This is a genomic window from Rhodohalobacter barkolensis (assembly GCF_002834295.1).
GTDB lineage: Bacteria > Bacteroidota > Rhodothermia > Balneolales > Balneolaceae > Rhodohalobacter > Rhodohalobacter barkolensis.
In genome coordinates, this window is the sequence record NZ_PISP01000003.1 from 98,242 (window position 1) to 112,713 (window position 14,472).

At 44.7% G+C, this 14,472-nt stretch carries 11 protein-coding genes; 4 read left to right on the forward strand and 7 right to left on the reverse strand.

The window, feature by feature from the left end; all coding sequences use genetic code 11:
- Window position 1: 1 nt before the first annotated feature.
- Window positions 2–1,189, reverse strand: a complete 1,188-nt coding sequence (locus CWD77_RS10440; protein ID WP_101073523.1) for a M20 metallopeptidase family protein — start codon at window positions 1,187–1,189, stop codon at window positions 2–4.
- 310 nt (window positions 1,190–1,499) lie between these two features.
- Here CWD77_RS10440 and CWD77_RS10445 point away from each other — a divergent pair, with 310 nt between their 5' ends.
- Window positions 1,500–2,852, forward strand: a complete 1,353-nt coding sequence (locus tag CWD77_RS10445; protein ID WP_101073887.1) for a KamA family radical SAM protein — start codon at window positions 1,500–1,502, stop codon at window positions 2,850–2,852.
- Window positions 2,853–2,896: 44 nt separating this feature from the next.
- A complete protein-coding gene (locus CWD77_RS10450) occupies window positions 2,897–3,673 on the forward strand; it encodes an outer membrane lipoprotein-sorting protein (RefSeq protein ID WP_101073524.1) in 777 nt (258 codons plus the stop codon).
- Window positions 3,674–3,759: 86 nt separating this feature from the next.
- On the opposite strand, the gene CWD77_RS10455 is transcribed toward CWD77_RS10450, so the two are convergent.
- Together CWD77_RS10455 and CWD77_RS10460 are read right to left on the reverse strand one after the other, a co-directional pair.
- Window positions 3,760–6,687: a M48 family metalloprotease gene (locus tag CWD77_RS10455; RefSeq protein WP_133120218.1), complete on the reverse strand. Its 2,928-nt coding sequence runs from the start codon at window positions 6,685–6,687 to the stop codon at window positions 3,760–3,762.
- 234 nt (window positions 6,688–6,921) lie between these two features.
- Window positions 6,922–8,901, reverse strand: coding sequence for a S9 family peptidase (locus tag CWD77_RS10460; RefSeq protein WP_101073526.1), 1,980 nt, complete (start codon window positions 8,899–8,901; stop codon window positions 6,922–6,924).
- 142 nt (window positions 8,902–9,043) lie between these two features.
- On the opposite strand from CWD77_RS10460, the gene CWD77_RS10465 reads away from it, so the two are divergent.
- Window positions 9,044–9,988, forward strand: coding sequence for a DNA-3-methyladenine glycosylase family protein (locus tag CWD77_RS10465; protein ID WP_101073527.1), 945 nt, complete (start codon window positions 9,044–9,046; stop codon window positions 9,986–9,988).
- A gap of 259 nt (window positions 9,989–10,247) precedes the next feature.
- Here the strand turns inward: CWD77_RS10465 and CWD77_RS10470 are convergent, their stop codons facing one another.
- From CWD77_RS10470 to kbl, 4 genes are all read right to left on the reverse strand, one after another.
- Window positions 10,248–10,871 carry a trimeric intracellular cation channel family protein gene (locus CWD77_RS10470; protein WP_101073528.1) on the reverse strand — a complete coding sequence of 208 codons (624 nt, stop codon included), beginning with the start codon at window positions 10,869–10,871 and terminating at the stop codon, window positions 10,248–10,250.
- A 135-nt stretch (window positions 10,872–11,006) separates the two neighbouring features.
- Complete coding sequence (locus CWD77_RS10475) at window positions 11,007–11,954, reverse strand: NAD-dependent epimerase/dehydratase family protein (RefSeq protein WP_101073529.1); 948 nt, start codon at window positions 11,952–11,954, stop codon at window positions 11,007–11,009.
- Window positions 11,955–12,038: 84 nt separating this feature from the next.
- Window positions 12,039–12,596 (reverse strand): endonuclease domain-containing protein, encoded by a 558-nt coding sequence (locus CWD77_RS15565; RefSeq protein ID WP_101073530.1) that lies wholly within the window; start codon window positions 12,594–12,596, stop codon window positions 12,039–12,041.
- On the reverse strand, window positions 12,523–13,713 hold the full coding sequence (kbl, locus tag CWD77_RS10485; RefSeq protein WP_101073531.1) for a glycine C-acetyltransferase: 1,191 nt from the start codon (window positions 13,711–13,713) through the stop codon (window positions 12,523–12,525). The genes CWD77_RS15565 and kbl overlap by 74 nt, the downstream gene beginning before the upstream one ends.
- 259 nt (window positions 13,714–13,972) lie before the next feature.
- Between kbl and CWD77_RS10490 the strand changes: the two genes are divergently transcribed.
- Window positions 13,973–14,470 carry an NfeD family protein gene (locus CWD77_RS10490; RefSeq protein WP_101073532.1) on the forward strand — a complete coding sequence of 166 codons (498 nt, stop codon included), beginning with the start codon at window positions 13,973–13,975 and terminating at the stop codon, window positions 14,468–14,470.
- Window positions 14,471–14,472: the final 2 nt, after the last annotated feature.

The window sequence follows — 14,472 nt, forward strand, 5'->3', positions numbered from 1 at the left end:
ATCACTCCTTCAACGCTAATCTGGCCATTAAAGCGGCGCCGGTCAAAAATGCCCGCTCATCGATATTGTATTTTGGATGATGCCAGCTCCAGCCGGAATCCGCCTCTTCACTTCGGGATCCCAAAAAGTAGAAAGCTCCCGGAAACTCTTGCTGATAGAAAGCAAAATCTTCACCGCCCATGATCGGTTTTTCAAGTTCCACCAATTGATCTTCACCAAACAACTCTTTAGCGGAATCAATAATATTCTGCGTGCATGTTTCATTGTTGTCAACTGCAGGGTATCCTTCATTAAATCTAAAATCATACCTTCCGCCGGCTCCCTCAACCACTCCTTTCAGAATCGCCTCCATTCTTTCTTTGATCAGCATGGCGGTTTCCCGAGAGAATGTTCGAACTGTCCCAATCAGCTCCGCTTTTTCCGGTATGACGTTATACGTTGATCCCGCCTGAATTTTACCAATGGTTACAACAGCGGGCTCGGTTGGATTGATATTTCGGCTCACGATGGTTTGAAAATGGGTAATCACTTGAGCGGCCAGCACAATTGGGTCGATCGTTTCGTGAGGAGATGCGGCATGACCTCCCTTTCCATAAATTTCGATCTCAATTTCATCCGGGCGAGCCATCATCGGTCCGGTTTTGGCGGCAATTTTACCCACTTCGTAATTGGGATTCATATGAAGCCCATACACTTCCTGTACTCCCTGTTTCTGCAAAAATCCGGTCTCCATCAGCAGACGCCCGCCTCCGGGCAGTTTCTCCTCAGCAGGCTGGAAAATCAGTACAATCTTTCCGCTGATCTGATCCTTCAAATCCATCAATATTTTAGCTGCACCCAGCATATTGGCTGTGTGAGCATCATGTCCGCAGCAATGAGCCGCACCGGGCCTTTCAGATTTAAATTCCTGCTTTGCCTCACCTACTTCTTCCATTGCAAGCGCATCGATGTCGGCCCGAAGTGCAATCACACGGCCTGAAGGTTTTCCTTCAATGATTCCCACACATCCGGTTTCCAGCGGCCTGTGAGTTTCTATTCCCATCTGCTCCAGCTCATTCAAAATAAACTCGGTGGTATCGTACTCTTTATAGCTCACCTCAGGATTTTTATGAATGTGGCGCCTTACAGACACCATGTAATCGAAATGTATTTTCGCCTGTTTGTTTATCACTTCACGAAAGGTGCTCATGGAATCACTTTTTTTAATTCATTTGAAAGTTGAAAAATCTATAATCTGCAAGAATATACCGATTTCTATTCCGCAATATTATGTAACTCTGAAGTGGTCATTCCAACCAAACTCAAAATAGAGAAGGGATCTTTTTTGAACCATTACAAACTTTAAGTTTTCATCTATACTACTAAAATCATTTATATATTAAATAAGCGTTACATATTTATCCGTGAGAGACTTCAGGTTTCAACTAACAAAATATAGCTGTCAGTTAATCAGTATTGATAGTTTTTAAATGAAAAGTAAATCGTCAAATGAGGAGATTATGATAACAAATGGCCATTCTGACTTTTCAGTTCAAAACTATAAACCCTATACCCTCAGAAATTTTCGTGAAATTCCTCAAATGGAAAAACTGTCGGAAGAAGAGAAGTTCGCGATTGAAGTTGTGGGATCAGTTTTACCTTTCAAAGCCAATAATTATGTGATTGATGAATTAATTGATTGGGATAACGCCCCCGACGACCCCATTTTCATATTGACTTTTCCGGTAAAAGAGCTTTTGAAAGATGAACACTTTAATACGATGGCTGATCTGATTAGAAGCGGCGCTTCAAAAAACGAAATTAAAGCTAAGGCCAATGAAATCAGGTTGCAACTAAATCCCAATCCTGCAGGACAAATGGATCATAACGTTCCGCAGTATCATAAAGAAAAACTAGAGGGAATTCAGCATAAATATCGTGAAACAGCCCTCTTTTTTCCCAGCCAGGGACAAACCTGTCATGCATATTGTTCATTTTGTTTTCGCTGGCCTCAGTTTGTAGGCATGAAGGATTATAGATTTGCGACACGAGAAATTGAAAAACTTATCGGTTACCTCAGAGAAAATCCTCAGGTTACAGATGTTCTCATTACCGGCGGTGACCCAATGGTTATGAAAGCTGAAATTCTGGAACAATATATTAACCCGCTTCTTGAAGCTGACCTCCCAAATTTGCAAAACATTCGTATTGGAAGTAAATCCCTGAGTTACTGGCCCTACAAGTATGTAACTGACCGCGATGCAAACAAAACTCTCAATCTTTTTAGAAAAGTAGTTGATTCGGGAATACATCTTGCTTTTATGGCACATTTCAACCACCCGGTTGAACAGGAAACTGCCATTGTTAAAAAAGCCATTCAAAATATTCAACAGACTGGGGCTGTAATACGCACCCAGTCACCCCTGCTCTACAAAATTAATGATCATCCTGATATATGGGCTAAAATGTGGCAACAGCAGGTGCAAATGGGAATCATCCCGTACTATATGTTTGTGGTTCGAAACACCGGTGCTCAACACTTTTACGGTATCCCTCTTGAACGAGCCTGGCATATTTTTCGAGAGGCTTATCAACAAACAAGCGGACTTGGGCGAACCGTGAGAGGACCCAGCATGTCGGCTCATCCCGGCAAGGTGCAAATTCTCGGAGTAGAAGAGATCCACGGAGAAAAGGTGTTTGTACTTCGCCTCATTCAAGGCAGAAATCCCGACTGGGTAGACAGACCATTTTTTGCCGAGTATAATCCGGATGCCATCTGGCTTGATGATCTTAAACCGGCATTTGGACGATCAAAGTTCTTTTTTGAAAAAGACCTGAAAAAATCTCAGTCAAATAAAGTGAGATCTGTTTGAACGTTTAAAATATTCAGGCTGTTTTTTCTAAAAAAAGTAACTATATGAAGAAACTAACACTTTTACTTACCCTTTTGCTCCTTTTCACCCTCACGAACCAACTTTCTGCACAGGAGAGAATCACTGACGAAGAGCAGGCTCGATCCATTTTTGAAGAGGTGGATGACCGCAGAAATTCCATCGAGTCTGAAACGGCAAAAATGGAGATGGTGATTACCGATCCAAGAGGACGAACCCGTTCCAGAACCATGCAATCATGGAATTTGGTTGATGGCGACGATAACAAGAGCCTGATCATCTTTTCAGATCCGGGAAATGTTCGTGGCACCGGATTTCTATCCGTCCGTGAAGATGGCAGTACCACTCAGCGACTCTATCTTCCTTCTGTGGGACGAATACAAACAATCGGTTCAGCCGAGAGAGGCGACCGCTTTATGGGAAGTGATTTTACCTACGAAGATCTTGGAGATCAGGATCCGGATGATTATGACTTTGAGTGGCTCGAAGAAAATGAAGACTACTATCTGGTCCGAGCTTCTAAACCGGATTCCGATCAGTATGCTTATGTGGAATTTGAAATTTTAAAAGAGAAGTACGCTCTGCAAAAAATCCACTATTATGATGAAGATGATAATCAAATCAAACGTCTTGAAGCGGAGAATTTAGAGGAGATCACGGACCAACTCTGGAGCCCGACTAAGATGACGATGTATGATCTGCGCGAAGATCGAAAAACAGAAATCACCTGGAGCGACAGGGAAATCAACAGCACGATTGAGGATTGGAGATTTACAGAGCGCGGATTGAGGAGAGGAATTTGATTCAGTATTAAGTAGTAAGTATTAGGTAGCAAGTAAAAATGCAGTTTACTTTATACTTCATACTTACTACCCAATACTCTTCTTTATTAAAACGGAACCACCGCACGCACCCGATAGTAAAGATCGTAATCGGTATTTGTGAAAAGCTCCTGCGCCGGCTGTGCAATTCCAACTGCATGGGCAATCCTGATGCCGGCAAGACTTAGTGAATTTTTCAGTTCAGCACCTGCTCCCCATCGCTGTTCCCTGCCTGTGGTCCCATCTACAAACCGTGCATTCCAAACCACACCGACGTCTGAAAACATCGAAATTGAAGTTGCCCCTAAATCCAGCAGTCCTAAAATGGTTGTATCTAAAGAGGGCAGAAATGGTATCCGATACTCAAATCGGCCAAACGCTACACGATCTCCGGCAATAAACTCCCGGTATCCGCGAACTCTTTCAGCCTGATTAAACAACTCGAGCGGCACTTCTCCCGGCAAACTTAAATGGATATTATCCAGCCGGGAAAAACCGATATAGTTTTGGAGTAACGGAGATCCCCACTGCTGCTGATATCGTCCGTATAGATATATCCTCTGCATTCCGATTGGGTGCAACACCTTGTATGCGCTCAAATCTGCCGTTGCAAATCTCACTTCCGATCCAAATATCTTTTCTGCACCTGTCAGTAAACCTCGAACTCCCCAGCCGTCCAGCGGGTGAATCACATTATCTCTCCAAGGCCTCTGTTTTTTGATCTGAAATCCAACCGTCAGATCTGTTTGCCGGGCTTGCTCCGGCGCCGGTACCTGGAATGAACCCGTAAATGCATCCCGATCAAAAGGGTGAATCAGAACATGACGGAGTCGTGTATAAACACTGCCATCTTGATAAGGCGCCTCAAAACGGTCAACCGGAATATTTACCGTAATCTGACCGCCAATGAGCTCCTCAACCAGAAATTTATCCCCATAAAAAAAGGCGCTCCCCGGAGTTTTATAGATCGAGGTGGTAATAGATGGATAAAACTGGTTGTTGATATAGCTCAACACACCGTATGAGTAGTCTAAATTACCAAGCGAAATGTTTCCTGTTGCCGCAAAAAGATGTTTACCCAGCGGTTCTGTAAATCCGGTCACCCCAAACAGTCCCCAGTTTCTCGAATCTCCGAAGTAAGGCAGTATGATGGTTGATGCATGCGTCAAATTCTGAATCGGCCGGTACTTGTACTGGTCGACAATCAGACTTTCATCGGGCTCAATACCGGACGAAATCATATTCGGCGCCTGTTTGAGCCTCCAGCTCGAATAAACTTCGGGCACCCTATCATCACCCAAGAATACATCCCTATGCGGATCAACCCAATAGACTTGATCCCTTCGTTTTGTTTCACTCGCTTTGATCAGCAGTCTTTCCGTCTCGAGCGTATCCACTGATGATGTCCAGCCATAAACTTCTCCACCGGTGAAGAGATTGGTTATCCGACGCTCTTCCCCTGTTTCAAAATCGTACAAAAACACATTCGGCACTTCATCGCGAAGGGATGTGTAAGCCATCTTGCTGCCATCGGGACTCAAAACAAAATTTCTGTTGTCTGTATCATTTCGGTCCAATACTGTTTCATTGCCTGAAAGGGGATCGACCAAAACCATATTACGATTACCGTTTTCATCGAACTTATGAATCAGCCAAGACTGATCGCTTTTTACCCAAAGCGGATGGAAAATCTGAATATCATTTTGATAATTTGTGATTCTATTCTCCTCTCCGGTTTCCAGATCCAGCTGAAATAAATTCCCATTCCCATCTTCGTTAACAATGTAGGCAATTGTGTTCTTTAGCGGACCCTGTGTAGGGTATTTAGCTCTCCGGCTGTGGGTAAGTTGTTCTTCCTTTCCAGACTCGATATCCAGGGTGAAAATGTCATTCAACAGTGAAGAGTTTACTCCCCGAACCGTTCGGGAATAATACAGAGCTGAACCGTCAGAACTCCATGCAAGGTCTGAGTTGATGGAGCCCTCTGCTATTTTCCGGCTGCTTCGGGTAGAATCGTTCTGAATGATATGGAGACTCCGAACCGGACGGGCAAGAGACTGCAGTGAAAGTACGGCAAGTTGTGAGCCATCCGGACTTACCGCCACATCGTAATAGAACTGACCGGGAAGGGAAATCGGTTCTGTGTCCAATGAATCCGTGCGCTCCATTTGAGATGCCAGGGTATTGTAGTAGACATTCATGTGCTTGCGCCAATCCTCATAAAAAGATTGATATCCGCCTTCTACCGCATCATCAAAGGCACTGTTAAAATCGTGGTACTCTATTCCCAGAAAATCATCTCTGTGCGATAGGAGATTCACGAGTGTACTATCACCATATTTTTCGGTAAAATAGCGAAGTTGTGAATTCCCAACTGCGTACATCAGCCTTCCGTTCTCGATGGACTGCCCATCGTTGAATCCGGGACGGCTGTCAAAAATTGCTTTTCTGAGCCAGCGATCGCCACGCTGGGAGTCCCAATATTCCGTCTGATATTGTGCCAATCCCTCCGTCCAGTGGCGGGGAAGTGGGTCGGCAATCACATAATTCAACAGCCCAAAATCGGACCAAACTGCCTTGAAATGGAAAATATGTCCCAGCTCATGAGCAATAACTTTCCGCAGCCACTTTTCACTTCCGGTCTTGGTTTCGGCATAGTCGTTAAGGTTCACCCAAATGGCGGTGTAACCCTTTCCGATTGGGTTGGCAAAACCGTTTACAATCTCATCTTCGTCCGACAGATAGATCCTGACTTTTTTAGAAAAATCCACTTCAAGATTAGCAGACAAAGCAGCGTAACTCTCTTCAGCAATGGCTGAGGCCTGAGGAATGATGTTTGAAATCCGATCCGGATAGATAATTCTGAAGTGCTCCGTCTCAGCAACCTGCCAGTTCAGATAGGGATGATTCCGGCCATTCAGGGAGTTGAATCCCTGGGCGGAAAGATCCACGGTAATTACCAGCAACAGCAAGAGTAAGGAGATCACTGTTTTCATAAAAAGGATTGGCTCATCTGTTTGATTTCTGATAAGATAATACCATTTCTGTTTGAAAACAGCAGGGTAACGTTTCAAATAATTTTTAATGACTGCCTCAGTGCAACTCAGCGAGTCATCTGCAAAACTCTGCGAGAACCCAAAACCCTATTTCTTGTTGATTTTCGCAGAGTAGCATGTAAAACCCGTCAGACCGCTCTAAGCGGTCAGACGGATACTCAGGGATAATTGAAACTACCGCTCAATATATTGATCAAACCACTGCAGAATACGTGTGGAAACTTCAGAAATCAGTTTCGGTTCAGTCGGCCCGTGACCGGTTCGCGGCAACAGAATCATCTCTGTATCTACCCCTTTCTCCTGAAGTGCCCAGTAAAATTCCTGGCCCTGGCCAAGCGGAACACGCATATCATTTGAGCCGTGAATAATCTGAGTAGGAGTTACCACATTGTCCATGTAGTAGACGGCCGAATGTCGCTCATACGTTTCCATATTTCCATTCCAATACGGACCTCCCATGTGCCCAAGCAGATAGCCCGGAATGTCTGTCGTACCCACCATGCTCACCAGGTTCGACAAACCAGCTCCCATACTCACCGCTTTAAATCGATCCGTTTGAGAAACAATCCACGAAGTCATATACCCGCCATAACTCCAGCCCATCTCAGCCAGTCGGTCCGGATCTGCAACTCCCATCTCAATTACTTTGTCGACACCTGTCATCAGGTCTTCATAATCACCGAAGCCCCAATCCTGGAAATTCGCATACCTGAACTCCTTGCCGTACCCGGTACTTCCCCTCGGATTTGGACGCAGCAACGCATATCCTTTTTCAGCGAAATATTGAATGGCGTAGATGCTGCCCGCGCCTGTCCAGCTTTGAGAATAGACACCGGCAGGTCCGCCATGTACCATCAGAATCAGAGGAACGCGATCACCCTCCTCGTAACCAACCGGGTAGGTCAGCAGCCCTTCAATTTCTGTTCCATCTTCTGACGTCCAGGTCAGTACTTCGGTTTTGCCCATCTCCGGAAATTCAGATTCATCATGCAGCGTGGAGATTTTTTGCTTTGAAATTTGGCCCAATTCACTCATGTAAACCTCAGCCGGCTGATCTGAGTTTTGATAGTTAAAAACTACATGACTGCCATCATTACTGACCGCAAAACCTCGATAAATCCCATCCTCTTCTGTCAGCAACGTTGGATCACCACCGTTAAGTGGAACCCTGTATAGCGCCGAAACTGTTCTTCTGGGCTCCTGAATGAGTAGTTGACTGTTATCATCAAATCCAACAATGCTCGCATTTCTGTCATACGTATGAGCTAAATCCCGAACTTCTCCGCTTGAAAGGTTGACTACATAAAGATCCTGTAGCCCAATCGCTTCCAGCTCTCCGCCGTGGGATGTAAATACAACTGAACTGCCATCCGGAGTATACATTGGTGAGCTGTCCGTTCCTTCCCAATCGATGATGTTCGTTACTGAACCGCTGTCTGCCGGCACCGTAGAGATATCCATTTTGTAGCGGTCCTCAATTTTAGGGGTTGGCTGATGGGCGAATACAATAGTCTCCCCATCCGGCGACCAATCAAATGATGAGGTATGCAAATCTCCTTCGTAAATAGCCTTTGCACTGTCTGCTTCAACTTCCTGAACATAAATTCTGGAAAACTTAAAATCTGTATCCACAACAGTTACATCACGCTTCTCTTTTTCTCTAGTTTTTTCCTCTTCAGATTTAGAGTCAGACATGGTATACGCAATTCGATTTCCATCCGGTGACCAGGCGTAACTTCCAACACCGTTTTCAGCATGGGTGATCTGTTCAGCCTCACCGCCATTCAGATACATCCGATAGACCTGATTCTCCCCACTCCTGCGTGATGTGAATGTCAGATACTCACCATCCGGAGAAAATTGTGGATTTGAAACGGATTGATCACCCCGGGTAAACTGGCGATTCATCGTGCCATCGGCAGATGCCACCCAGATGTGTGATAGAAATTCAGACTCTTCACCCTCCATTTTAGTCTCACGGATGATATATGCAACCATGGAACCATCAGGTGAAATAGCGGGAGGACCCACTACTGGCTGGTCTACCATTGCTTCAGGCGTCCAGTTTTCAATAATTGTTTGTGATTGAACCGGTAAAAACCCAAAGGTGACTATAATAAAGGCAAGCAGAAAAGGAAAGCGTTTTGAAATCATAATGGGAGGATGAGATTAACATTAAGTTTAAATGAAATAACCACAAGAAATTGGAAAACGCAACAAATCCGATTTTCCGGAACGTAATTCAAAGCGAAACTTTTTACCTTCATCATACCCAATCCATAATTGATCTTATTTTATGTCTTCCTGGACTCTTAAATCCATCCCGCCACACGACTGGTTTATCTGCCTCGATGTTGAGAGTTACTTCGATCACGAGCATGATCCAGAATCTATATTTGAAGAAGGTTTTACCCGGCCGATTCCACTTGATGAAAGGGATATCATTGCAACCATTTTTTTCAACGGCGATCCTGAAAAACCGGAGTTCCATATTGAAACAGCTGAAGATCTTTCCAAAGATGAAATTGAACAGGCAAATCGAACTTTAGCCAGAATTTTAGGTACCAACCTGGATTTGCGTCCACTTTATGATCTTGCTGAAAACGACTCCGTTCTTGGCCCCAAACTGACAGAGTTTTATGGATTGAAGAGGATGTCGCGCGGAACGCTTTTGGAAGATATCATGAACCGGATCATCCAGATGCAGATGGCGCATAAACCGACCGCGAAGAAGATGGCGTTTAAAGTCCGGGAGGCTTACGGTACACATCTTACGCATAACGGCAAGACTCTCCCCGCATGGCCGCGGCCCTTTCAGCTGGCCAAAGCCGATCCGGCTCAAATTCGGAAAATGGGTCCCACGCTCAGAAAAGGGGAATACATGGTAGGACTCGCACAGGATATTCTGGCAGGAGAAGTTGATCTGGATTACCTGGACAGAGAAGCCGGTCCACAGGAATTTTATGACAAAATCTCAAAAGTTCGGGGCATCGGGCCTACTTCGGCTCAGGACCTGATGCTGTTCCGCGAAACAACCGAGGCTGTTTTTCCGAGCAATATGAAAAGCGGTGAAGAGAAAGGATTGCGGAAATGGATTATTATGAGTTACGGCGGAGATCCCGCAAACACATCAGAAGAAAAATTTCTGAAAATGATCAAAAACTGGAAGGGGTACGAGGCAGCAGCGATCGAGTTTCTGTTTGTGAACTACGTCATCAACCAAAAGAAGGGTCGCGGATAAAGCGGATTTTTGGATTTCGCAGATGTGCGTACCGAGACCTTTAAGCGTGCCTGTGCTTTTCAGGCTCCTTCAAGCGTCGAGGGGATTTGAAACATGTCAGCATTCATGCCGCTTTTCCGTGTTTCTGACAGCGTCCCATAAAATAGCCTATCGAAATGTAGGAAAATTTCACAATAATGAATCTCTTTCCCCAACGCTGACACATCTGGTTGGTGCCTGACTGCCGAAGCTTAGCAAAGGCAGGCTGTCAGGTTAGATCTTAGTCGACATTCATCCTTGGCAATCCCACCTTGTAACGCACCGCGATGACCCGGATGAATACGATCACAACGATTCCGGTTAGCTGGGCTACAAAAAGTGCATCGAAGAAGTTCAGAATTAAGGTAAATATAATCCCGCCCGTGACTGCAGCCATCGCGTAGATCTCTTCCTGAAAAATGAGTGGTTTGGTTCCTGCCAGTACATCTCTCAGTACTCCTCCAAAACATCCGGTAATTGTTCCTAAGGCGATTGAGATCCCCACACTCATCCCAGCTTCCAGCCCGATCTGAGTTCCCATCACGGTAAACAGGCCGAGTCCGGCTGCATCAAAAGTGAAAAGCCACCCTTCCAGTTTTTTCATTCGACGATAGATTAAAAGAGTAAAAATAAAGCCGGCGATGACGGAGGTTATGGCCAGTGTATCGGTGAGCCAGTTGACCGGCAGGTTGCCGATCATCACATCCCGAATGGTTCCGCCACCTATGGCCGTCACAAAAGCCAGGACAAAAATTCCGAAGAGATCAAACCGGCTTCTAATGGCAGCCGTTGCACCGGAAACAGCAAAGGCAAACGTTCCCGCTGCTTCTATGATGAGTATGATTTGTTCGGGTTCTAATAGCATTTAAACAGGAGTATTTGTGCGGTATAAAGTCAGATTATTTTATGATTAAACTCCTCTATTTAAAATAAGCAAGCTACCTCCCCTGAGTCCCCTCCTTACAAGGAGGGGATATTCTCAAACCAATTTTTAAAAAAATTAGCTTTCTGCCTTTTCGATAATCTGAGGTAAGTTTTTGAAAATGTCTGCTGTCATCTTGTCCAGATCGAACTCATGCTTCCAACCCCAGTCGGAACGGGCTGCCGAATCATCAATGCTATCGGGCCAGGAGGAGGCGATCTCCTGCCGGTAGTCCGGTTCATATTCAATTTCAAAACCGGGAATCTGTTTTTTGATGGATTTGGCAATCTCCTCCGGCGTAAAACTGATCGCCGAGACATTGTAGCTTGTTCGCACTTTCACCTTTTCTTCAGGAACCTGCATCAGATCGATCGTAGCTTTTACTGCATCGCTCATATACATCATTGGAAGGGCTGCATCCGCTTCCAGAAAACATGAGAACTTTTCACCTGCCAGTGCTTTGTGGTAAATATCCACAGCATAGTCTGTCGTACCGCCACCGGGCAGAGATTTGTAGCCAATCAAACCGGGATAGCGAAGACTGCGCACATCCACGCCAAACTTGTTGTAGAAATAGGCACACCACTGCTCACCTGCTACTTTCGTAATTCCATAAACCGTGGTTGGATTGGTTGCGGTGTTTTGCGGCGTATCTTTTTTGGGTGCATCGGGACCAAAAACGGCAATTGAGCTTGGCCAAAAAATTCTCTCCAAATTTTTCTCCCTCGCAATATTCAGCACATTGAGAAGGCCATCCATGTTGAGCCTCCAGGCCAGATCGATATTTTTTTCTGCATTAGCTGAAAGCAGAGCAGCAAGATGATAAATAACAGTAATATTATACTTCTCGATTACCTCTTCAATTCGTGCTTTATCCATCACATCCAGCTGTTCAAACGGTCCATCACCAATCGGCTCACGAATATCGGATGCAACTACATTCTCTGTCCCATAGATATTTCTCAATTCTGTGGTCAGCTCACTTCCCAGCTGCCCGCAGGCTCCGGTTATTAAGATTTTACTCATTATACAATCTAAATTATTCTCAATTTCAGTTATGGTAGAATTCTCCCCTCCTGTGTAAGGAGGGGATTAAGGGGAGGTAGCCCCTCAAGCATCATCAATTGTAAGTCCAAACTCTTTAGCCCGGACTATAAATACTCTTTCAAGGTGTTTCAAAACGGTTTCGTAATCTTCATTAAAATCTGAATTTTGAATCCTCACCATTTTAATCCCAAGTTCATTCACATAGCCATTTTTAGCATTATCAGCTTTCTTTTTATCAGAAAAGTGATGGACATCTCCATCAACTTCAATAGCCAGCTTTAACTCCGGACAATAGAAATCGATAATATAGTTACCAACTCCAAATTGTCTTCTTACTTTAAAACCAAACATTTTCTTCCCCTTCAGATCACTCCAAAGACGCACTTCCCATTTTGTCATATTCTTCCGAAGATAACGGCGTTGGTTTTTGGTCTTTTTGGGATTTAACATTGCTCTATCACGGAAAATTGATGGCCTGAGTTGTAATTCAAGGAGGCAACCTCCCCTGTCCCCTCCTTGCTCAGGAGGGGAACTCCCTAACCATGTTCTAATCAATAACACCCAGTTCTTTCCCAACTTCTGTAAATGCCTCGATCGCTTTATCAAGATGCTCTTTTTCATGGATAGCCGATAATTGAACCCGAATCCTTGCTTCGCCTTTTGGTACAACCGGGTAGTAAAAACCGATCACATAAATTCCTTTCTCGAGAAGTTTTTCGGCAAAATCCTGCGATACTTTCGCATCGTACAGCATCACCGGCACAATTGGATGATTCCCCGGCTTGATATCAAATCCGGCATCTGTCATCGCTTTTCGGAAATAGGTGGTGTTATCTTCCAGCTTGTCTCTCAATTCCGTTGTTTCACTCAACAGTTTTAACACTTCAATGGATGCCCCGGTGATGGCAGGAGCCAGTGTATTTGAAAAGAGGTACGGACGTGAACGCTGTCGCAACATATCTACAATCTCTTTGTGGGCAGCCGTAAATCCGCCGGATGCACCGCCAAGTGCCTTACCCAGCGTTCCTGTGATGATATCCACCCTACCCATCACATCTCTGTATTCGTGTACTCCACGACCGGTTTTACCGACAAATCCGGTAGAGTGGCACTCGTCACTCATCACCAAAGCGTCATACTTATCGGCCAGGTCGCAAATTTTGTCAAGCTGAGCAATGGTTCCGTCCATCGAGAAGACTCCGTCTGTGGCGATGATTTTTGTCCGCGCACCGGATGCTGCTTTCAGCTGCTCTTCAAGATCCGCCATATCGTTGTGCTTGTACACGTATCGCTGCGCCTTGCACAACCGAACACCATCAATAATAGAAGCGTGATTCAGCTGATCGGAAATAATGGCGTCCTCTTTTCCAAGAAGCGGCTCAAACACTCCTCCGTTAGCATCAAATGCAGCAGCGTAAAGAATCGTATCCTCTGTGCCTAAAAACTCCGAGATTTTTGCTTCCAGCTCTTTGTGAATCGTCTGCGTACCGCAAATGAATCGAACCGACGACATCCCATAACCGTACTCATCAATCGTTTTCTTGGCGGCTTCAACCACCCGGGGATGAGATGACAATCCGAGATAGTTATTTGCGCAAAAATTGATTACTTCAGCCCCTTTCGTCGTTTTGATGACGGCACCCTGAGGCGTTGTTATGACACGCTCCTCTTTATACAGTCCATCTTTTTTGATTTGATCCAGTTCAGCTTGCAGATCGTCTTTCAGATTTGAATACATGTTGTGGCAGATTTATTTGATGAGTTGCTCTATTTTCGAATTGAAAATAAGAAAAAATGAGGAGTCTTTTGGCAGATGTAACATCGTATTTAGAGATTATCAATCCCTACTCTAAAATCGAACCGAGGTAAAATTTATTTGTGTAAGTAGATCTAAAGATATTAGATCTTTAACAGATCATAATTTATTGGATAACCTTTGTAGATTTTAACCGTACAAATCCCTATCTAACCAAAAATCATTAATCTATTCCTTCTTTATGGATGCAGATCTTCTTACCTGGATTTTTCTCGGTGGCGGCCTTTTGTTGATGCTGCTCGAATTGGCACTTCCGGGAGGTGTTGCCCTATTCCTGGGATTCAGTGGAATAACAGTCGGTGTGCTTCGGTTTTTAGGACTTCTTTCAAGCACCGGAGCCTCTATCGCTGTATGGCTGATACTGTCCGTGGTCCTTACCATTGCAATTCGTCCGTTTATAAAAAAATATTTAAAACCGGAGAGTTATTTTAAGTATGCGGACGAGGATTACGAAGCGATGGATCAAATAGTTGAAGTCATCGAAGAGATCAATGAAGAGGATAACAGCGGGAGAATTCGGCTTGACGGAACAAGCTGGAGAGCCAAATCTCTTGACGGCACCATCAAAGCGGGTGAAAAAGTACGAATCCAATACCGCGAAAACACAACCTGGATTGTAGAAGCCCTGGGCGTAAAAGAGCCATCAAAAGAACAACTTAAAAACCGAAATAGAAACTGATT